Annotated in this window: 11 protein-coding genes; 4 read left to right on the top strand and 7 right to left on the bottom strand. The window is 55.2% G+C overall.

Annotated elements, in window-relative coordinates:
• Window positions 1–183 precede the first annotated feature (183 nt).
• Genes IB237_RS21900 through IB237_RS21890 form a run of 3 tightly spaced genes read right to left on the bottom strand, consistent with a single transcriptional unit; the run spans window position 184 to window position 6,688 of the window.
• The gene (locus tag IB237_RS21900; protein WP_192490844.1) at window positions 184–1,455 is read right to left on the bottom strand and encodes a glycosyltransferase; all 1,272 of its coding nucleotides are present in this window, start codon (window positions 1,453–1,455) and stop codon (window positions 184–186) included.
• 4 nt (window positions 1,456–1,459) lie between these two features.
• Window positions 1,460–2,131, bottom strand: coding sequence for a 4'-phosphopantetheinyl transferase superfamily protein (locus IB237_RS21895; RefSeq protein WP_192490843.1), 672 nt, complete (start codon window positions 2,129–2,131; stop codon window positions 1,460–1,462).
• Between the two features lie 6 nt (window positions 2,132–2,137).
• Window positions 2,138–6,688: a MupA/Atu3671 family FMN-dependent luciferase-like monooxygenase gene (locus tag IB237_RS21890; RefSeq protein ID WP_371815378.1), complete on the bottom strand. Its 4,551-nt coding sequence runs from the start codon at window positions 6,686–6,688 to the stop codon at window positions 2,138–2,140.
• Window positions 6,689–7,102: 414 nt separating this feature from the next.
• Here IB237_RS21890 and IB237_RS21885 point away from each other — a divergent pair, with 414 nt between their 5' ends.
• The 3 genes from IB237_RS21885 to IB237_RS21875 are packed head-to-tail and all read left to right on the top strand — an operon-like array spanning window position 7,103 to window position 10,725.
• Window positions 7,103–8,305: a glycosyltransferase family 4 protein gene (locus tag IB237_RS21885; RefSeq protein ID WP_192490841.1), complete on the top strand. Its 1,203-nt coding sequence runs from the start codon at window positions 7,103–7,105 to the stop codon at window positions 8,303–8,305.
• 58 nt (window positions 8,306–8,363) lie between these two features.
• The gene (locus IB237_RS21880) at window positions 8,364–9,725 is read left to right on the top strand and encodes an oligosaccharide flippase family protein (RefSeq protein ID WP_192490840.1); all 1,362 of its coding nucleotides are present in this window, start codon (window positions 8,364–8,366) and stop codon (window positions 9,723–9,725) included.
• Complete coding sequence (locus IB237_RS21875; protein ID WP_246788178.1) at window positions 9,718–10,725, top strand: glycosyltransferase family 2 protein; 1,008 nt, start codon at window positions 9,718–9,720, stop codon at window positions 10,723–10,725. The genes IB237_RS21880 and IB237_RS21875 overlap by 8 nt, the downstream gene beginning before the upstream one ends.
• Before the next feature lie 5 nt (window positions 10,726–10,730).
• On the opposite strand, the gene IB237_RS21870 is transcribed toward IB237_RS21875, so the two are convergent.
• Window positions 10,731–11,933: a glycosyltransferase family 2 protein gene (locus IB237_RS21870; protein WP_192490839.1), complete on the bottom strand. Its 1,203-nt coding sequence runs from the start codon at window positions 11,931–11,933 to the stop codon at window positions 10,731–10,733.
• A gap of 241 nt (window positions 11,934–12,174) precedes the next feature.
• On the opposite strand from IB237_RS21870, the gene IB237_RS21865 reads away from it, so the two are divergent.
• Window positions 12,175–18,654: a type I polyketide synthase gene (locus tag IB237_RS21865; protein ID WP_192490838.1), complete on the top strand. Its 6,480-nt coding sequence runs from the start codon at window positions 12,175–12,177 to the stop codon at window positions 18,652–18,654.
• Window positions 18,655–18,798: 144 nt separating this feature from the next.
• Here the strand turns inward: IB237_RS21865 and IB237_RS21860 are convergent, their stop codons facing one another.
• The 3 genes from IB237_RS21860 to IB237_RS21850 are packed head-to-tail and all read right to left on the bottom strand — an operon-like array spanning window position 18,799 to window position 22,272.
• Window positions 18,799–19,803 (bottom strand): ABC transporter permease, encoded by a 1,005-nt coding sequence (locus IB237_RS21860; protein WP_192490837.1) that lies wholly within the window; start codon window positions 19,801–19,803, stop codon window positions 18,799–18,801.
• The gene (locus IB237_RS21855; protein ID WP_192490836.1) at window positions 19,796–21,286 is read right to left on the bottom strand and encodes a sugar ABC transporter ATP-binding protein; all 1,491 of its coding nucleotides are present in this window, start codon (window positions 21,284–21,286) and stop codon (window positions 19,796–19,798) included. Before IB237_RS21855 ends, IB237_RS21860 begins: the two co-directional genes overlap by 8 nt.
• The gene (locus IB237_RS21850; protein ID WP_192490835.1) at window positions 21,286–22,272 is read right to left on the bottom strand and encodes a sugar-binding transcriptional regulator; all 987 of its coding nucleotides are present in this window, start codon (window positions 22,270–22,272) and stop codon (window positions 21,286–21,288) included. The genes IB237_RS21855 and IB237_RS21850 overlap by 1 nt, the downstream gene beginning before the upstream one ends.
• Between the last annotated feature and the right edge of the window lies 1 nt (window position 22,273).

The raw sequence follows: 22,273 nt of genomic DNA, 5'->3' as shown, positions 1-22,273 counted from the left end.
GAGGGGTCAAACTATGCCCGGAAACGAAGATATGGCGTTTTGCGTCCATTTCGCCGGGCGCTGGCAGTAATGGATACACCGTCGGCTCCTCGCTGCTGGATGGTGTCGAAATTGCAGATGTCATGACCATCAGACCTGTGACGCACACCACAACGGCGGCAGTCGACAAGAGCGCAAGCCGCCTCATGCGTAGCTCTTCAGCAGGGTTGCCCGACGCTGATAGATTGACCTTTCATCGAAGCGTTTTCCGGAAATGGCAGCCGCGCTCACGAGTTGCGCGAGTTTGGCGCGATCATTGTTCAACTCGGTTATTTGACGGCCCAGAGCCTCGATGTCATCACGAGGGACAAGCGCGCCGCCGCCATGTTCAGAGACCAGATCCTCCGCATATGGGGAGTGATATCCGACAAGAGCACTGCCGCAAACCAGTGCTTCGATAAGGCAGCGCGGTGACTCGGCGGTCTTGTGGCAGAACACAAAAATATCGCTGTCGCGCAGAGCCTGCAACAAAGCCTCCCGATCACCGACGTAACCGGCAAGCTTCACCTTGTCCTGCAGATGATTTTTCTGGATCATCTCTTCCATCACATCGAGCAATGGTCCGTCACCTGTCCAGCAGGCTTCGATCGACGGGTTGCCCTGAGCGGCAATTGCCAGTGCCGATACCCAGTCTTCCGGGCCTTTCATCGGAGCTGCGCGACCGACATAGGAAACACGTATCGGTGCAAGAGATAAAATTCTTTCGATTTTTTGGTCCAGCGTGTGCTCGTTGATCTGGTCCGTTTCCTGGGTATGAACGTCGTACATGCAATGGGGATTGGAAGACGCCCCAGAATAGGTGTCGTAGGTATCACGTCCCTGGAAAAGCCCGAGGGTGCTGCGCCCGATCAGATAACGATGGTACCATTTCATCAATGGCAGGGTTGCGCGTTCTTTGATGCGTCTGCGCAACCGATGTGCTGATAATGTGCGCAGAATGACATCGTGCTCGACGCGGTCAAACCAGATGGCGAATTTGCGCCCCTGCGCATTGGCTTCCAGTGCAGCAATGGCGCCCCAGTCACCGATGAGGTAACCGACGGTAAAGCAGAGATGATCGGCACTACGGATTTCTTCTTTCAGTGATGCTCTGGTCTTGCGATAGGTCCGCGCAAAATCCTTTGCCTTGTAGGCAAATGGCAGTTCGATGAACTTGAGCTGGTCGTAACAAGGTAGGTCCACGACATCGATCCATGTCGTCGACGTGTTCTCTTCGCGATCGCCTTCCAGAACGATGCCCGCGAATTTTACCTGCCGGAAGTTTTCGGCGTGGCGAACCAGACCGGCACTGGTCTGGTCATCAAGCTGCAAACCACGAGGTCCCCGCCGCAGACGAACCGCAGTGACAAACAGCACACTGCCTGTGGCTTGATCAGAGATTGGCGCGTGGACTGTCAGCGCTGCTTTCTGGAGCATTTTGTCACCTTGAGTTCCATCTGCTTTGCGTGGTCATCACCATGGCGGAGAAAATGTAGCCGTCTTGAACTGCAAGGCTGCCCGGAAGAACGGTTCCCTTGGTGAAGTCTTTGATATCCTTGCGGAAGGTGGCGCCAAATGAATAGGTGCCAAGCGAGATTTCCAGATCCTGAAAATCCATCATCATGCCAGTTAAAGGGTACTGGCACTTGTAGGTTGCTTCCTTTGCGCTGAAGATCGTCCGCGCCAGAAGAGCACGCTCGCTTAATGGGCGATCCTCGAGCCAGTCTTGCTCTTGACGTGTACATATTGCATCGAACAAGTCAGCAGGTAGCGCTTCAGCAGGCTCAACGTCGAGACCCATCGACAGGTATCCATGTGCCTTGAGGCCGACGGCCGCGACACACAGCGTATCGCAGTGGCTGATGCTTCCAACAACACCGTCCGGCCAAACGGGAGAGCGATCGTTTGCAGCGGGTATGGGCACGCGTGTCAGACCCAAGGCATTCATTGCGGCTCCCGCGCAGGCGCGGCCGGCATGGAATTCCCGTTTGCGGCGCGGAATGGCAAGCGCGACATACCGCTCTTCTTCGTCCAGATAACCGCTGCGATCTGCGCGTGGATCGTCGTGCACGATGGCCACGTCATCTGGAAACAGGGTCTTTAGCGCATCCACCACCATTCAGAGCCGCGAACGTGTCAGTGCCGCACGCCGATCTCCAAGAGCGGCCCGTCGATTGGCCGCTCTGTCCGCCACTTGGCTCAGACGTTCTTCTGCCTTTCCGCGGTCGGCAAGATGCTCGGCAAGCGCTCGCACGGTCGGGAAACGGAAAACATCGGTTATTGTCAGGTCGGGGGCGATGACGACTTTCAGGTCACGGTGCAATTGCACGGCGAGAAGTGAGTGTCCGCCAAGAGCAAAGAAGTTGTCGTTTAAACCGACGCGTTCAATGCCAAGGGTTCGGCTGTAGGCTTCAGCCAAATCCGATTGCAGTTTGTTTTCCGGCGCCACGAAGACCTGAGCGGAGACAATAATGGGTCCCGTATCCGGTTTTGGCAGCGCTTTTCGGTCGACTTTCGCATTCGGCGTCAGCGGAAACGCTTTGAGCGTCACGAAGTGCGCCGGTATCATATAGTCAGGCAGGGCTTCACCAAGATGTTGTCTGAGTGCCTCCTCGTTCAACGGCTGACCGGTCAGCCTCAGATAAGCGACGATGCGAACGTCGGAAGCCCTGTCTTCTCTTGCAACAACGACAGCTTCGGCCACGCCGGGGAAGGACGCGATCCGTGCCTCGATCTCGCCCAGTTCAATACGATAGCCACGGACCTTGACCTGATAATCCGTGCGCCCGAGAAATCTCAGGGTTCCATCCGCCTTGCGGCAAACCAGATCTCCGGTTCGGTATATACGACCTGGTGCAAAGGGGTTTGGAACGAAACGTTCCCGCGTTAATTCCTCGCGGTTCAGATAACCCCGCGTTACCCCGTCGCCACCAATATAAAGTTCACCGGGCTGTCCCGGTGCCGCCACGCCGCCAGACGCGTCCAGCACGTAGAGTTGTGTATTGGCGATCGGCTGCCCAAGCGGCACAACAATCTCCGACATGTCGGCGGTCATTGTGGATGACCATATCGTTGTTTCTGTCGGGCCGTACATGTTCTCGACACTGGCATTGGTCAGTTTTTGGATGTCGCCAAGCAGAGAGTTTTGAAGTGCCTCGCCACCGATAAACAGGTGACGGATTTGCGCGAAAGCAGCGCGATCTGTTTCGTTGATCAGGAACATACGTGCCATTGAAGGGGTGCACTGAAGATGTGTTACCCCGTGCCGGTGCACGTCCTGATCAAAGCTATTGTCGTTTGCAACATCCTCAACCGTAACAGTCGTTTCAGCACGCGCCTGTGCTACCACACGGGCCAGCGGCTCCAGTCTCTCCAGCACAAGCTCAGATGGCACGCCGAAGTCTATCAGGCAGGCAATCTCGTCCACGCCGATGCCAGCAACCTGATCAATACGCTTCATGGCGTCGTCGACGGTGCCAAACAGACCGCTGTCTTCGAAGTAACGCAGGAATGCAAATTCAAGGATGGCATCCAGCTCGTCTGCCGCAAGAGACTGCAGATCAATGTCGAGAGCGTTGGAGAGGCCTTGTGGCTTCTTGAAAGCGGGAAATGCCCAGGCATATTGTTTGATAAGCGCCGTGGCACTTTGCAGATAGGCTTTCATTGGGCCTCGGGCGGCATCACGCACCTCTTCCCGGTCCTCACCGAGCAACGTGTGCAGCATCAGCGTCACCTTGTAGGCATCGGGATCGCGACCGCATTCGACCAGTGTTTGCCGGTAAATGCTGATCTTTTCAGCAAGCTCATCAACGGACTGGCCGAGCAGATGAGTCAGCACATGTGCGCCGTTTCTCGCTGCTTCTCTATACGTTTCGGGATTGCCTGCAGTCGTCAGCCAGACTGGCACTTCCGGCTGAACTGGTCGCGGCTGTGTGACGACACTGGCTTTGCCGCCGCCATAATCGAATTCCATGCGTTCGCCGCGCCAAAGCTTTCGCACGGTTTCGATATCGCGCAGCAGCGCGGTCTTGTTGTGCGGCGGTGCGTTTTCGGGTCTGAGAACAAAGTCTTCCGGCATCCAGCCGGAGGCAAAGGCAAGGCCCACCCGCCCATTACTGAGATTGTCGAGAACCGCCCATTCTTCCACTACGCGTATAGGATGATGGAGCGGAAGGACGCAGCTGCCGGCACGAATTGCCAGGTTTTTGGTGACGGCAGCGATGGCTGCACCTGTTACGGCAGGGTTCGGGTAGGGGCCGCCGAATGCGTGAAAATGCCGTTCGGGCGTCCAGATAGCTTGGAAGCCATTCGCATCTGCGAATTTCGCACCTTCGAGCAACAATTGGTATTTTGCCGGTCCCGCGCCATCATCATTGCCCCAATAGAACAGACCGAAATCTATCGGCGCTTTGCCAGCGCGGGTGGATTTGACGGCACTATCACCGCTTTTGTGGCTTTGGGTCTGGGCAGAATGGAGTACGACCTTGAAACCTCTCGTCAGCGTCCAGAAAAGCTCCAGGACCGAAATGTCGAAGGACAGGCTGGTAACCGCAAGCCAGACTGGCTGGCTCGACTTGTCGTACTGAATGCGTTCATCCATCCCGGCAAAGAAGTTGACCACATTGCGATGTTCAACCATCACGCCCTTTGGGCGACCGGTCGAGCCTGACGTATAGATGACGTAGGCGAGATCGGAGGGCGATACCTCTGTAACCGGTCTGTCTGTCGTGACGGTTCGCTCGAGTATATCTTCGATGAATACGGTTTTGACGCCGGTCGCGAAGAGCGGTGTTTCGGTCATGCGGCTTGTCAAGATGACGGCCGCGCCGCTGTCTTCTACCATATAGGCAAGCCGATCGGCCGGGAAATGAGGATCAAGCGGAACATATGCGCCGCCAGCCTTCTGGATCGCCAAGGCACCAACCACAAGATTGCTGCAGCGGGGAAGGTTGAGACCAACCATGAAATCGGGTTTTACGCCGAGGTCGACAAGAACATTCGCAATCAGGTTCGCCCGATCATTGAGCTCCTTGTATGTCAGTTCCTCATTGCGCCAGGCGACTGCAATGGCGTTGGGAGTCGATTGCGCCTGCTGTTCAATGAGTGTGTGAACGCATGCGGTGGTGTCATAATCCCGGGTCGTATCGTTCCAGCCGTAGACAACGTTCTTGATTTCGTCGGCGGACATCAAAGGCAGATCAACGACGCGGCCATCCTGAAGGAAAGCAGACGCAAGCAGTTCGATGTGGCGACAATATTGCGCCGCGATTGCGTCCGGAACTCTTGATTGGTCATACGCCAATCGTGCGCTTGTCGTTGCAGTGTCGAGGACAAAAGTCAGCGGATGGTCAATGCTGCCGGACCATGGTGAACCGTTGTCTGTCTCGACAATGCAGGTTGTCAAACGATTGTTGGACAGACCCGGTTCACGGAAGTGCAGATCGCTGAGATAGGTGGCTTCCCGCCGCAGAACAGTCAGTTGTGATGCCAGGCCTTCAGCGAACTCGGACACCAGAAAATCTGATGGCAGTTCAACGTGCAAAGGGACATTGGGGGCAAAGTAACCCGGGAACCGACTGCTATAATCTGCAGCCTTAGGCGAGCAATAGGCAATATCGAGCCTGTCCTGACCGGAAAAACGTGCAAGGAAGGCTGCAATCACTGCAACCCGTAAATTCGTCGTCAACGCGTCTGGCAGGTTAATGGAAATGCTGGCAACACCAGCCGCGTGAGACGGACTTTCCGACACGTCAAAAAGTTTGACGTCCTCGGCGGCCAGCAACCTGGCCTTCGCCCGATCTTCGTAGCGAACAACATCGGCAACTGCGGTATTCAGTTCCTCGAGATCGGCAGTTGCAAATTGCGGGAGACTGTCACCCTGCCTTACGTGGTCGGAAAGCAGGACTTCATGACCATTCCTCTGCATCGTACCATTGATCAGGACATCGTCGGTCGCTGTCGCGACAACCACGCCGTCCGAGCCGACAGAGCGAATGAAGCCCGCGGGCTTGGGGTCAGCAGGTAGTCCCAACACTGTGAATGTCGTCAGCAGGAATATGCCATCGGCATGACGGATTTTTGGATGCACCATCCTGTTGGTGTAACCTGCGCCGAAATTCAGCGCGCGATGGAGGCGAGATAGATCCTCAGCTGATTTTTCAAACGGCAGGGTGCCGGCGGCGTCAGGTCGTTTGGATTTTGCAAAATAGCTGCGCTGTGAGAAGTCTTGTGCTACCCCGGTCAGTGTATTGTTGTTGATGTCGTCGACCAGCTTGGCAAAAGTCTCAACGCCAGCCGCCAGACATTTGGTGTTCAGCGTGAGACTGATTTCGTCAGGGTTGATGTCGAAATGTGTCTGGCTGTAGATTTTACCTTCATCTGCGCCTTCAGTGATTTCGTGCCATGTAACGCCGAATGTTGTCTCACCTTCTAGAATAGCCCATGTTGGTGCGTTTAGACCTGCCAGTCTTGGAAGTGGGCCATCATGGAAATTGATGGCGCCCCGTCGCGCTTTCTGCCAGACCGGCTGCGGTATCATTCGCAGGTTGGCGATGCTTAACAGCCAGTCGTAATCGAGGTGCCCAACGGCTTTCTCGAGGTCGTCACCCCATTCGATCACTGGAATAGACTGTTGTGTTGCCCAGTCTTTTGCCGCATCGTTGCTTGACACAACTGCAGTTATCGCAAAGCCTTTATCTCGGAGCAAAATGCCGCACTGCACAAGTAAAGCTTCATTGCCAATCAAAATACAGCTGAACATCTAGACGTATACTCCGAAACAAAAAACGCCACTGAATATAGGTAATATTTCGCTGGGCAGATTATAAAAAATAGATTTCGCAAAACGAAATCGTGTTGCAAAATAAGCTTGTTGCCCGCATAATTTGTATCAGGTTGAATTATTTTCCCTGATAATTCAATAGAGATATTCAGTATTTTGTGAAATATATTTGTTGTCGTGAGCGTTGTTTGGGCGCTACGTATCTATTTATTGTGCATTTTCAAAAAATCATCTCTCCCGCTTTTACAGTGCTTGAGCAGCGCGATTTGTAACTTGAGTTTTGTGTGTGTTTGGAGTGGCGTAATGAAAGTAGGTTATTTCCTGAATACTTACCCGGTGCCGAGCGCCACTTTCATTCGTCGCGAGATCGAAGCCCTTGAAGTTCAAGGGCAAACAGTATTGCGCTTCGCGGCACGACGTTTTTCAGACAAGCTGGTCGATCAAAAGGACATCGCTGAAGCCGAAAAGACGGTCTATATACTTGAAGGCAAGCTGTCAGACCTGACGATAGCGACGATACGAGAACTACTTCTCAATCCCGTTGGAATTATCAAGGCTCTGCCGACCTGGCGGAAATTGGTCGCGAACTCCGGAGGAGGGTTTGCACGCCACGCCGCATATCTGATGCAGGCGGCAAGTTTTCGCCAAAAAGCCTCTCGTGCAGGCATCGATCACGCCCATGCCCATTATGGTACCAACGCCGCAGCCGTCGTGATGCTCGCCCGGCTGATGGGCGGCCCCCAATACAGTTTCACAGCCCATGGTCCTGATGAGTTCATTGACACGTCTGCAAACAGCTATGCACTCAAGATCAGGCATGCATCTTTCGTCGTCGCCATTTCCAATTACTGCCGATCCGTCCTGCGTGATCTTAGCCAGACCGATGAGGACCGGAAAAAGATAGAGATTGCGCGTTGCGGCCTGAATCTCGAGGATTTCAAGCCTTCTGCGCCAATCACCGCCGACAATTTCAACATTGTCTGCGTCGGCCGCCTGTGTCCCCAGAAGGGTCAGGTCCACATTCCTGCCGCCGCCGCCGCCTTGCGCGATGAGTTTCCTTCGCTTCGCATAACCCTGATCGGCGATGGCGAGAGCCGGGCGGAGATCGAAGCGGAAATCGCCCGTCACGGTGTTGGCGAGCAAGTGATCCTTAAAGGTTGGGCTTCCAACGAAGAAGTGAGGACCTTCATTGCGACCAGTCGCGCATTGTTGTTGCCAAGCTACCATGAAGGCCTGCCGATCGTGTTGATGGAAGGCATGGCGCTTCAACGGCCGGTGATCACGACCACCATCGCTGCCATTCCCGAATTGGTGGATGACAAATGTGGCTGGCTTGTTCCTCCGGGTGACCATGCCGCGCTCGTCTCTGCCTTGCGTGATGTTTTATCCGCTTCGCCTCAGCGACTGGCGGAAATGGGGCAGGAAGGCCGCATGCGCGTTGAGCGCATGCACGATATCAAGTCGCTTGCATCAGATCTTTCCCGCCTTTTCGGGCGTAAATCATGACATTCGCCCGAAAACAAAGACATGCAATAGGGTTCGTCGTCACCCAAAAGGCTGAGAAATGAGCGAAGCTGTGAATTTCTCCCAAAAGCGTGTTGTCACCGGAGCGATGTGGACCGTCGGTGCCTATGGCCTGTCGGTGTGCTTGCGGTTCGTGTCGAATGTCATTCTGTCACGTATCGTGGCGCCAGAAGTTTTCGGCGTATTGATGATCGTTTTTACGCTGAAAAACGGCATGGAACTTGTTACGGATGTCGGTATTGGCCAGTCCGTCGTCCGCAATCCGAATGCTGAAAACCGATCGTTCAAAAATACGGTCTGGACACTGCAATTTGTTCGCAGTTTCATTCTCTGCTGCATATTCTCCATAGCCGCATATCCGCTCAGCGCACTGTACGACATTTCTCCAAGCCTGCTGCAAGTGACAGCATTGAACATCCTGATCCTGGGCGCGGCGTCCACCTCGTTCTATTACATGCAGCGGCATATGATGCTGAAGCAGGCCAACCTTTTTGAGGTTGTTCTCGACGTTACGACTATCATCGTCACTGTCACGCTCGCGCTTATTCACCCAAGCGTGTGGGCGATTATGGTGGCAAACCTGATTTCTGCAATCATCCGTGCTACTGCCAGCTACATGCTGCCTCACGCCATCAACTGGTTCGAGTGGAACACGGCCTATGTTCGTGAGGTCCTGTCCTTCGGCAAATGGATTTTCCTGTCGTCACTGCTGGCATTCCTGTGCGGAAATTTCGACAAGCTGTTTTTGGCGCAGGCCGTTCCGCTGGCTTTGGTTGGTGTCTATTCGATTGCGCGTATCATTGCCGATCTGCCGGGGACCCTGATCGGCCGCATCAGCTTCCAGCTTGTTTTTCCGCTGATTTCTGCAAGTGCCAGTGAAGCACGGCCCGCACTTATTCAGCAGGTCAGCCCGCTTCGCTTCAAGCTGTTGCTGCTTGCCGCAACCTCGATTGCGATCGGTATTGCGACTGCGGATTTTGCAATCTCAATTGTCTATGATGCACGTTACCATGATGCCGGATGGATGCTGTCCATGCTGCTTGTTGGTGCCTGGTTTGGCATACTGAGCACCGTAAACGAATATACCATGCTGGGAGTTGGCAAGCCCGCCTACGGGGTGGCGGGCAATCTGCTTAAACTCCTGTCCCTCGTGGTGTTGTCCTATGCCGGGCAGGCATGGCTAGGTCTGGCTGGCGTTATCCTCGCGGTCATTGCAAGTGAATTGCTTCGCTATTTCCCAATCGCTTTTGGTCAGCGACGCGAGAGGATTTCGTTTCTGACCCAGGACTTGTTGATAAACGCCATCTTCCTGGCATTGATCGCGCTTCTGTTGTTCATTCGCATAGAGCTCGGCTACGGAACTCCATTTGCCACCGTATCGATGGCAATTGGACATGCGTGAGATGGAAACACTCACGCAACCCTCGCCACATGATGTTGGTGTCGTCCTTATCGGTCGTAATGAAGGTCAGAGGCTCGTCGATTGCATGGCTTCGCTCGGCGACCTTGCTGTCCGATCGGTGTATGTCGATTCCGGTTCAACCGACGGCAGTATAGAGGCGGCGCGCAGCATGGGGCTTACTGTCGTGGAGTTGGCGCCAGACGTTCCGTTTACTGCTGCACGGGCACGCAACGAAGGTTTTGCCGCGTTGCTGCGTATTGCTTCCGATATCGAATTTGTCCAGTTCGTGGACGGTGACTGCCGGATCGTTGATGGGTGGATAAGAAAGGCGCGCGACTTTTTCCGCTACAAGGACCGGCTGGCGATCGTATGCGGGCGTCGGAGGGAAATCTTTCCTGACGTCTCGATCTACAACCGCATTTGTGACGATGAGTGGAATACACCGGTTGGCGAGACAGAAGCCTGCGGCGGAGACTGCCTTATCCGCGTTAAGGCGTTTCGGGAGGTCAATGGTTACTCTGCTGATCTGATTGCCGGCGAAGAGCCGGAAATGTGCCTGCGAATGCGTGAGATCGGTTGGACAATCTGGCGTATCGACGCGGACATGACGCTTCACGATGCCAATATCAGATATTTCTCACAGTGGTGGCGACGTTCGGTTCGCGCCGGCCATGCCTATGCGCAGGTCGCGGCCCGTCACAGAACGTCCGATAAACGCATCTGGGTTCGCAATGTCAGGCGCAGCCTCTTCTGGGGTGGTGTGTTGCCTGCTGCATCCTTGATCGGTGGCGCTGTCGTCCATCCCGCGTTTCTTGCGCTTCTGGCGCTTTATCCACTTCAGGTATTGCGATTGGCAGGGAAAACCGCCTCCAAAGATCGGAACAGATGGGTGGAGGCAGCATTGTCGGTGGTTGGGAAGTTCGCGGAAATGAGAGGCGTGGCGACTTTCTACAGCAACGTTTTGACCAGTCGTGGCCACAGGCTGATCGAATACAAATAAGCGACTTATTCGCCTGGCTGTCCGCGATCAGTCCGCACCCATCCATTTCGATGTGCACTGAGCAACATCTGCGGGGATCGGATCATTTGCAGACCAATGATCGACACGGCACGAAGGGCGTCCGATGGCGTCAAAATCAAGCGTCCATATTTTACCCACGCGGTTAACGTCGTGCCGCAGACCAAGGCCAGATTGGCTGCTGCAATGAAGAGCGGGAGAGGGGCAAGCTTTAACGCCCAGGTAAAACCTGCAGTCATCAGCAAGGTGATGGCAAGCAGCGGCAGAAGAAACGTAAGCGGCGGTATGGCCGTCGACAATGCACTCAATGCGGCAGCGATCCTGCCTCTGCGCAATGCCCTTGCAACGCCGGCAAGCGCCGTGCTTATCAATTCGAAGTGACCGCCGATCCATCTTTGCCGCTGTGTGCTTAATCCTTGCACAGTGTCCGGAAACGGGCTCAGCACCACGGCGTCTTCGCAGAATACCGGTCCTGATCCGGCAATGGCGAGATCCAGACCCATCTTCATGTCTTCGACGAGGTGTCCGTGGGCGAGATCAAGGCCGCTGATAACCTCCCAGCGGAAAGCCATTCCGCTTCCCGTCAGATGACAGGGAATGCCAAGGCGATTGAGCCCTCTCTGCCGAAGACGGTTTTTCAGCATGAATGCAAGTTCGGCAATCTTCAGGCTGAGCCCAGCGCCTGCCTTGTTCGTCATCAGATAAAGTGCCTGAACGGGTCTTTCTGTCTGTACGGTCGCTTCAGCGAGGAAGCCGATTGCGTCAGGAGAGGGAAAGCAGTCCGCATCTATCAACACGACGATATCCGGCGGGGAAGCCGACAGATATTTTACGCCGGCGTCCAGCGCATATCCTTTGCCCCTTCGAGTCGTATCGCTTCGCTCCAGTACTTCCGCACCAGCCATTCGTGCAATGATTGCCGTCCTGTCCGAACAATTGTCGGCAACGACAAGCAAGCGATCGTTCAGTGCCATCGCTGCGCGAATGGCGGTCAGGCACACGCCCAGTCCTGCTTCTTCATTATGCGCTGGAACTAGAATAGCGATTTTTGGTCGTGATGCAGTCGATGGCTGTATCTTCGGTCGCAGCGATGGCAGTGCTGCCAATAACTGCGCCGAATAGATAATTGCCAAAGAAAATAGTGCAATATTGATAAGCGATAAACACCAGAAGAAAAGAGACTGAGTCATAAGCAATACTCTGTGCCCAATTTGTTTGGCTAATCGAAATTGAATACACTGGCTTCAGGTGCTTGCAAACAGTTAAATATTATTTATATTCATAAATTATAGAAATTGCTTATAAGACAAACTCAATAGAATTCATACGGTTACTTACCAAGAGCAGCTATGAAATAAATATAGGCACGTTTTCTATTTTGCTATCAGCAATTTCGATCGGGGCCGCGTGTGAGAGAGTAAAGAGCGTCGCATGCAAGATCAGGATACCGCCTCACCAAACGACATCGCAATCATCGGCATGGCTTTAAGAGTGCCGGGCGCCAGAACAACAGATGAGTTCTGGCAAAGCCTTCGATCAGGCACTGAATCCATTCGCAACCTTTCGGAAGACGAGCTGATTGCCGCTGGCGAGAGCCGGGCTCGAATGCTCGATCCCAAATATGTTGCGCGGACATCTGATATGCCCGACATGGAGATGTTCGATGCTGATTTTTTCGGGCTGAGCCCGAAAGAGGCTGCGATCATGGATCCGCAGCACAGGCAGTTTCTGGAATGCACCTGGGAAGCAATGGAGGACGCGGGGCGTACTCCAAACACAATGCCTGGGCCAGTCGGTGTATTTGCCGGCTGCGGCATGGGCAGCTATTTCTATTTCAACGTCTGCAGCAACAGGCAGTTGCTCGAGCAGACGGGCATGTTCCTGCTTCGTCATACCGGCAATGACAAGGACTTTCTGTCTACGCGGGCGTCGTTCTCCTTTGATCTGCGCGGGCCGAGTGTGAATGTGCAGACGGCCTGTTCCACCTCGCTTGTCGCTGTCCACTATGCCTGCCAGAGCCTTTTGAGCGGCGAGTGCGACATGGCTCTTGCGGGCGGCGTGACAATTGAGTTGCCGCATCGGCACGGCTATATTTATCACGACGGTGAAATTCTCTCTCCCGATGGCCGCTGCAGGCCGTTCGACCATCGCGCCGCTGGCACTGTGTTTGGCAGCGGGGCAGGGGTGGTTGTGCTTCGACGGCTGTCCGATGCCTTGGCAGATGGCGACATCATTCATGCAGTCATAAAAGCCTCGGCAATCAATAATGATGGTGCCAGCAAGGCCGGTTATCTCGCGCCAAGCGTCACCGGGCAGGCAGAGGCGATTATCGAGGCGCAGGGGCTTGCAGGCATCAGTGCCGAGACGATCCAATATGTCGAATGCCACGGCACCGGCACGGCACTGGGAGATCCGATCGAGATCGAGGCTCTGACCCAAGCGTTCCGTCAGACAACAAACCAGAAAGGTTTTTGTCACGTCGGGTCGGTGAAATCCAATATTGGTCACCTCGACACTGCCGCTGGTGTTGTCAGCCTGATCAAGACGACCCTTGCGCTCAAGAATGCTGAAATACCGCCCACTCTCGGCTTCGAGAAACCGAATCCGTCAATCGATTTCGCCAATAGTCCGTTTGTTGTCGCAAGCCAGTTGACCAACTGGCCTGATACAGACGGACCGCGTCGCGCTGCGGTCAACTCGCTTGGGGTTGGCGGAACAAACGCCCATATCGTCTTGGAGCAGGCTCCCTATGTCGCACCTGTTGATGACATCACCAATGATGAACCGGCCATACTGCTTTTCAGCGCAAAACACCGCAAGGCTCTCGACGGGGCTACCAAACGTCTCGGTGCAGCGTTTGCAACAAATTCGGGGTTGAGGACGGTAGACGCAGCCTTCACCTTGCATCAGGGACGGGCGCAGTTCGAGCATCGGCGTGTTGCGGTGGTTCGTGACCGCTCGGATGCTGTCGCCGTCCTGTCTGGCGACAACCCGAAGCGGATGTTTACACATTTGGCGATTGAAAACCCCGTGGGAGCTGTTTTTCTGCTTCCCGGTGGAGGTGCCCAGCATGTTGGCATGGCACGTCGTCTCTTCGAGGAAGATGCGCGCTTCCGCAGTTTTGTAGAAGAAGGTTTCTCCTATCTTGAGCCGGCGATCGCCGATGAAATCCGTGCAGTATGGTTCGCCACTGGCGGTGACAAAACAGCTGAAGGTAAAACGTTCCTACGGCCGTCTCTTCAACTGCCTGCCATATTGATCGTTGAGGTCGCCATTGCACGGCTTTGGAAGGATTGGGGTGTCAGCCCCAAGGCGCTGATCGGTCACTCGATGGGCGAATATGCCGCAGCCTGCATTTCGGGCGTGATGAGCTACCGTGACGCGGTCAATCTTGTGCGTCTGCGCGGCGAATTGTTCGATATTGTCGAGCCCGGTGGCATGTTGAGCGTACCGGTTTCGGTTGAAACACTAAAGTCCCTGCTGCCAGCGTCGCTGGATATCGCGTCGGTCAACGCCCCGGAACTTTGCGTCGTGTCCGGACGGGATGAAGACCTCGCCCTGTTTCAAGCCGAGTTGGCGGAAAAAGGTATTGATGCGTCCCGTGTTGCGATTGATATCGCGGCACATTCGCGCATGCTGGACGGCATATTGCCAAGGTTCGAAGCGTTTGTGCGCAGTATCCGTCTCAATCCGCCTACTATCCCGATCATGTCCAACCTTGCCGGACATTGGCTGACGAATGCCGATGCCTGTGACCCGACCTACTGGGTCAGGCATCTGCGATCCACCGTCCTGTTCAACGATGGTATGGCGCGGCTATCGTTGCAGCCGGGTCAGGTCTACATTGAAATAGGGCCTGGCCGAACCTTGTCATCGCTGGCGAAAATGCAGGCGAATATCGACGCGAACCAGGTGATCAACACCTTGCCGCATGCCGATGACGATACGGATGATCGTCTACACTTCCTTTCGGCAATCGGTCGCGCCTGGGCGACCGGGATTGAGGTGGACATCTCGCGGTCCTGGAAGGGACGTGATCCGCGCCGCGTTCAGTTGCCAACCTATGCGTTTCAACATCAGCGCTACTTCATCGAACGGGTTGTGGATAACTCGGCCCCGATTGCCAGTGATGATGCTCCCTTTTTGCGGCAGGAAGACATGTCTGACTGGGGCTATCGACCGGTCTGGAAGCAGGTACCTTGCGATGTCGCGATAGATGCGAGCATGGAGCTGCGTTCATGGCTGATTTTCCTTGATGACACCGGGCTTGGAGAGCGACTGGTCGACCGCTTGCGGTCTTCAGGCCACCACGTTGTGACCGTGACGGCGGGCGATGGTTTCAGCCGGATTGATGCTTCGTCCTATAGTCTGTGTCCTGAAGAGGGGCGTGGGGGCTATGACGCCCTGTTCACCAGCCTCAGTGAAGATGGTGAGGTGCCCGCCAATATCGTCCACATGTGGCTGGTGACCGGTGACGAAAATCACCGACGCGCATCCAGCTTCTTCGACAGAATACAGGAGCAGGGTTTCTACAGCTTGCTGCATCTGGCACAGGCCATGGGCGATGCTGGCGTGGCGGGCAGTCACCTGACCGTGCTGACCAACGGCATGCAGCGCGTGGGCGATGAGACGCTTGCCTATCCCGGCAAGGCGACCGTGCTTGGCCCTGGTCTGGTGATACCCAAGGAGCTTGAGCGTACAACCGTACGGATGGTCGATATCGAGCTTGTCGCAAAGCCCAAACACAACGAAAGACCGGGCCTGCAAAAGCTGCTCAAACTTGTCGGCGATGTTCCGAGCAGCCAGACCGCAGATGTCCTCGACCAGTTGTGGGAGGACCTCTGCGTTTCTCCGGCCTCCGAGACGGTTGCCTATCGCAAAGGGCGTCGCTGGGTTGCAAGTCATGAACGCCTGCCGCTCAAACCGTCCGATCCGACACAGCAGTTCCGCCATAAGGGCACATATCTGCTGACAGGTGGTTTAGGAGATCTTTCGCTTGCTGTGGCGAGAGAACTGGCAGCACAATTTTCCGCGCGTCTGGTGTTGCTGGGCCGAACCGAGTTGCCTGAACGGTCGCAATGGACGTCTTATCGGCGTATGCATTCTGGCACGGACAAGGTAAGCCGGGCGATTGCAGCAATAGAAGAGCTTGAAGTGCTCGGAGCCGAGGTCATCTACCGCGTCGCCGATGTGCGCAACGTCGAGCAGATGACCGCAGCAGTTGAGGCCGCAAAGAACCGATTTGGTAGTCTCAACGGTGTGTTGCATACCGCCGGTATTGTCAGAGACAATCTTATCCAGCTGAAATCATTCGATGAAATTGAAGATGTGTTGTCGCCGAAAGTCTATGGCACATCCGTTCTCGCCCGTGTCCTGGAAAAGGAAGATATTGATTTTCTGGTGCTGTTTTCTTCGACCAGTACCGATACGGCGCCCGTCGGTCAGGTGGACTACGTCGCAGCCAATGCCTATCTCAATGCCTATGCGGAGAGCCGTAGTGGCGATCAAAAACGTCAGACAGTCGCCGTGCATTGGGGCGTCTGGAACGAGGTCGGCATCGCGGCTCGTGCGTCCCTCAATCCTGGATCAGCCTCGGCGACATCCAAAGAGTTGATCGCCGCAAAAGGTCCCGTGTTCGAACGTTGGGTTGAAGATGCGGATCAAACCCAGTGGCTCGAATTTACGGCGAGCCCCGCGACCCACTGGATGTGGAATGAACATCGGCTTGTTTCAGGTGAGGCCATTCTGCCTGGAACCGGTTATATCGAACTGCTGGCGCAGGCCGCCAATGAGTATGGCTTCGCCGGAGGTTTTGAAATCGAGGATCTGATCTTCGTTTCGCCACTCAGCATTGAAGATGAGGCAACCAAGTCGATCCGGGTTCGATTTGAACAGGAGGGCAGTGACTATCGCGCCTTCATTTGTGCGGCAGATCAGAATGGTGGTTCCAATTCCAATCGCCTCCATGCGGAAGCGTCGGTGCGACTTGCCCGTCCGGCGGTCTTGCCGCCAGTGCAGCTTTCGTTGGGCGACAGTCACTGGACAACCAGACGTCGCGCCGCAGACGGCGCGGCATTGCGTTCCGCACAGGAGGACAATATCCGCTTCGGGTCACGCTGGTCAGTTCTGCGTGCCCTTTCGATCGGAAAAGGTGAGGCGCTTGCGCAACTGTCGCTCTCCGAGGACTATGCTGGCGACATTGAGACAGGATTACGTTTCCACCCGGCACTTCTCGATATTGCGACCGGCTACGCTATGGAGCTTATTGAAGGATATGCGTCGTCCGGAGTGCTGTGGGCACCGATGTCTTACGGCTCTATTCGGATCTATGAAAATCTGCCGCAGCAGGTTCTCAGTCATGTCAGACTGTCAAAGGGCGGGAATTCGGGTCCAGATTATTCCGCTTTCGACGTGACCATTACGGCGCTGGACGGTTCAGTCATTCTGGAGATCGAACGTTTTACGATCAAACGCTTGGCTAATGATCTCAGCTTGAGCGTGACTTCTGCCGGAGCTGCAACTCATGGCGAAGTCGGAGCACCGCCTTCGGCCGCAGCACTTGAACTTGCTGCGCAGGTTCGCCAGGGCATCATGCCTTCTGAGGGGTTCACGCTGCTGTCTCGGGTGCTGGCAACACGCCGACCTCAGGCAATCGTCTCCAGTCTGCCGCTCGACAAGTTGCGCGAAAGGGCTGCTCGGCGTGTCGATCCGCAGGCAAGTCCGTCTGCCCAGCTTTTCGAGCGGCCAGACCTTGAGAACGACTATATTGCGCCACGGAACGATGTTGAGCGAACACTTGCCGGTTATTGGAGTGAGTTGCTGGGGGTCGAGAAGATCGGTGTCAGCGACAACTTCTTCGATGTCGGTGGACATTCGCTCATCGCGGTGCGCCTGTTCCGGATGATCCACAAAACCTATGGGATCGATCTGCCCATTTCAGTTTTGTTCCAGGCGCCCAATATTGCCGAATGCGCAGACCTCATAGGCAAGAATGCAGCGCCCGTCGAAAGTGCGGATACGGCTGAAGCGCCTGAAGAGGCAGATACGCAGCGGATACATCTGGTGTCGATGACCACGACATCTGCCAAAGCTACGGCTACGCCGCTGTTCCTTTGTGCTGGCATGTTCGGCAATGTGCTCAACCTGCGCCATATTGCATTGCAGATCGGCAATGACCGGCCGGTCTACTGCTTGCAGGCACGCGGGCTCTACGCAAATCAGGAGCCGCACGAGACATTCACCGAGATGGCGCGCGACTACCTCCGCGAGATACGCAGCGTCCAGCCGTCTGGCCCTTATCTTTTGGGAGGTTTCTCAGGTGGTGGGCTTGTTGCCTATGAAATGGCACAGCAACTGGAAGCTGCCGGAGAAACCGTCGAGATCATCATCATGCTTGATACGCCGCTTCCCGGCTATCCCGTTTTGTCGATGGCAGACAAAGTTCTGATCAAGGCGCAGGACATCAAGCGAGAAAGAGGTGCTTTTATCCGCAACTGGATAGAGCATAAGCGTAATTGGGCAAATTATCAGCGAACGCGATCAGATGCATTGCAGGCACCGGCAAAAACGGTCGAGTTGCACAACGAACGCGTTCACTCAGCCTTCTTGCGTGCTTTGGATCTCTATGAGGTCAAACCTTATGATGGACAGGTTTTGCTGTTAAGGCCAAAACTTGAACCGCGCTATCTGGTCACGGGTGGCAGACAGCTCAATGCCGATCGCGGTTTTGTTCGACACGACAATGGCTGGTCACCTCTCGCCCCAAACCTAGACGTTATCGAGGTGCCGGGTGACCACGATTCCATGGTTCTCAATCCGAATGTCCGCGTTCTCTCAGACAAGGTTCGACAACATCTCAAGCTATGTGACCAACGTGTCGTATCGATAAGCAGACCGATTGCGGCGGAGTGATCCGCGATTTGAACGCCCCTGTGTGAGAGGCCGTCGCCAAGAAGGTCTCTCATCTTGGCGCAGATTTTTCCGGTCTTATTGACGCATTTGGACGTCACGGTGGAGAAGATTTGCCGTGACGTCTTCGTATCTTTGCAAGACGGTTCATGCACGGCCGCGGCGGATATCGATGAAGCGGTTGAGCAGAATGGCGGCAACAATAATCAGGCCGGTGACAGTCATCTGATAGAAAGAGCCGAGACCGAGCAGGTTGAAGATATTGCGCAGCACCTGCAGCAACATCACGGCGAAAAAGGTGCCGAGCACGCCGCCGCGACCACCGAAAAGTGAGGTTCCGCCGAGCACAACAGCCGCGATTGCATCGAGCTCAAGGCCCTGTGCAGCAGTCGGTTGACCAATACGCAGGCGTGATGTCAGCAAAATTCCGGCAAGCGCGCTCATGACACCTGATGCCGTAAAGACCAGGATAAGAATACGCGTCGTTGGCAATCCAGACAGACGGGCAGCCTCCGGATTTCCGCCCGTTGCATAGACAGATTCACCAAAAACGGTCAGTCGCAAAAGAGCACCGGCGGCAACACACAGTGCTAAGAAAATTATCCCCATGGTGCTGACCTGGATTCCAGGTAGCAACGGCACCATCGTTGACGAGATGGCTGCGAACTCTGGCGGCAGACCGGCAACCGGCGTGCCGTTGGTCAGCAGATAGGTCACGCCGCGAAATGATACGAGGCCTGCAAGCGAGACGATAAAACTTGGAACGGCAGCAAAAGCGGTGATCGCCCCGATCGACGCGCCAGCAACGGCACCGGTGAAGATGGTAATTGCCAGGGCAGGGACGATGGGCATGCCCCCTGCCAACAGCACGGCAACAAGCATGCCGCAAAGCGCGGTAACCGAACCGACCGAAAGGTCAATATTTCCAGTGAGAATGACAAATGTCATGCCAATGGCGACAACGCCAACGACCGCTGCCTGCTGAAACAGATTGGAAATATTGGTCGGCGTGAGGAAGTTCGGCGAAAGTATTGCCGCGATAGCGACCACGACAAGGAAGATAACGATGAAGTTATATTCGATCGCGAGATCCACGAGGCGGCGCGAGGAGGAGCGTTGCAATGGCGTTGTTCCCGTTACGGTATCAGTCATGATGATGTTCTCCCAGGATCTGGTGACGCAGGATCGTATCGTGATCTGTGCTGGCCGGGTTGAACCGTGCGATGTTCCGCCCTTCATGGAAGACCCAGATTGTGTCGCAGGCAGCGTAAAGCTCATCCAATTCGGAGGACGCGACGATGACGGCCGCGCCCTGAGAGGCAAGCTTGTCAACCAGCTTGTATAGATCTGCCTTGGCACCGATATCGAGGCCGCGCGAAGGCTCGTCAAGCAGCAGCAGCTTTGCACCCTTGATGATCCATTTGGCGAGAACGACCTTTTGCTGGTTCCCGCCGGACAATTGCAAAACCTTCTGTTCTGGTGCGCCGTATTTGGTTGTCAGCTGTTTCAAAACGGAAACGGTCTGTGCTTTCAGCTCTCCATGGCGAGCGAGAAATTTGCCTTGCATCGCCGGGAGAGTGGCATTGCGATAGATCGGTGCGTCGAGAATGAGCCCTTCCGTCTTACGGTTTTCGGGCACCAGGCCCAAGCCCGCCCGGATCGCGTCGCGTGGCGATTTGGGATTGAACGATTTGCCATAAAGCGACATTTGCGATTGAGCCGGGTCTGCACCAAATAGTGCTTTTAGAAACGACGTTCGACCCGAACCGTTCAGTCCGGTTAATCCAGCGATTTCACCACGACGCAATTCAAAATCGCGGATTTCCAGCTTGTGTGCTCCCACAAGACGGTCAACCCTCAGCACGACATCGCCCGCCACGGGTGCGCGCTCCTGCCGTTCAATCAGCATGCGGTTACGACCCAAGATGGCTTCGACCAGCGCACTGTCCGGCGTGCCCGCAACATCGAAGGTTTCGATCGTCTGGCCACCCCGCAGCACCGTGACACGGTCTCCGATCTCGCGAAGTTCGCCGAGGCGGTGGCTGACATAAAGAATCGCAACGCCGCGCGTCGTCAGTTCCCGGATGACGCGGAAGACCGCCTTCAATTCTGTTTCGTTCAATGCTGCCGACGGTTCATCCATGATGATGACCTTGGCGTCCCGCGTTAGCGAGCGCGCAATTGCCGTCAGTTGCTGGTTGGCAATTGACAAATTTCCAACCCGGTCTTCTGGAGAAAAGGTCGCCTTTATCCTGGCCAATGCTTCAAGGGCGCGGGTACGCCGTTCTCGTTTGTTCAGAAAACCGAAACTGGCGGGTGGATGGCCAAGAAACAGATTTTCAGCGACGGTGAGCTGCGGAACTAGATCAAGTTCCTGATAGATCATTGAAATTCCGGCTGCTGCGGCCTCAGCCGGTGTCTTGAAATTGACCTTTTTGCCTTCGACCCAGATGTCCCCGCCGGAAGGCGAAAGAGCGCCAGCGATCAATTTGAGAAAGGTTGACTTCCCGGCACCATTCGCACCCAAAAGACAATGAACTTCACCTTTTCTGACCGAAATATTTGCTTCGGCGAGGGCCACTATATGTGGCGGGAATTTCTTGGAGAGTTGTTCTATCCGGAGTACGTCTTCCATCAGGCAGCTTCCTCCAGAATTTTGCGGGCTGTTCCTTCATCGGTCACCAGATCTGTGACGTAGCCGGCCCGAAGGCAGGCTGCGGTGATCAGGTGCTTGTCCTCACCGGCCGCGACACCGATTACTCTTTCCTTGTGTGCAAGTGCCTCCAACCTTAGGCCGATAGTTCGATCATCAAGCTGGCGATCTGCAATCTTGCCATTCCGGTCAACGAAACGCCCCATGATATCGCCAACGGAGTTCAGCGTTTTCAAGCGCGCAATATCGTGGTCATCGAGATACCCCGAGCCAAGCAAAACGGACTGATGGGTTAGGCCGCCAAGTCCGAAACAGACAACGGGTGCCTCATCGGCAAGTCTGAGGACACGCCCGATTATCGGGTCATGTTCAAGAGCTTCCCGCGTCGAGCGTGATCCCATTATCGCCGGCACAGGCAAAAGCGTGGCGCGTCCAGGTGCTGACTGTGCAAACTCCTCGGCAACTGCTGAATTTCGACTGGTGGTCGTCGTCAGAGCGGTCGAGCCGTTGACAAGAACCACATTGAGGCCAGGGCACCAGTCTTTTGGCAAGGCGCGGGCAACCGCTGCCATCGTGCGCCCCCAGCTGACCCCCATGAGAGATGGTCTGGGATTGAGGCTGACAAGATGGTTCGCGGCGGCTTGCGCAACGCTGTCAATTATGAGGCTTGGTTCTTCGATATCGACCGTCGGGACAACGATTGCTTCTCTAACGCCAAAATGGCGCTGCAATTCGACTTCCATTGATGTTCGCCGACCGGCGCGGGGCGTGATTTCGATCCGGACGACACCATTTTCCTTAGCCTCAACCAGCAGGCGGCCGACCTGCCAGCGGGTTAGGCCGAGTTCATTGGCAATGTCTGACTGGGTGCGATCCAAATCATAGTAAAGTTTGGCCACCTGCACCATCAGATGGTCGCGCTGTTCATTGACGGGTAGGCGGGCAGAGTAGGGGTTACGTTCTGCCATG

Source organism: Agrobacterium sp. AGB01 (genome assembly GCF_014851585.1).
Taxonomy (GTDB): domain Bacteria; phylum Pseudomonadota; class Alphaproteobacteria; order Rhizobiales; family Rhizobiaceae; genus Agrobacterium.
The sequence above is the reverse complement of the archived record's forward strand: the minus strand, read 5'-3'. Positions and strand labels throughout refer to the sequence as shown.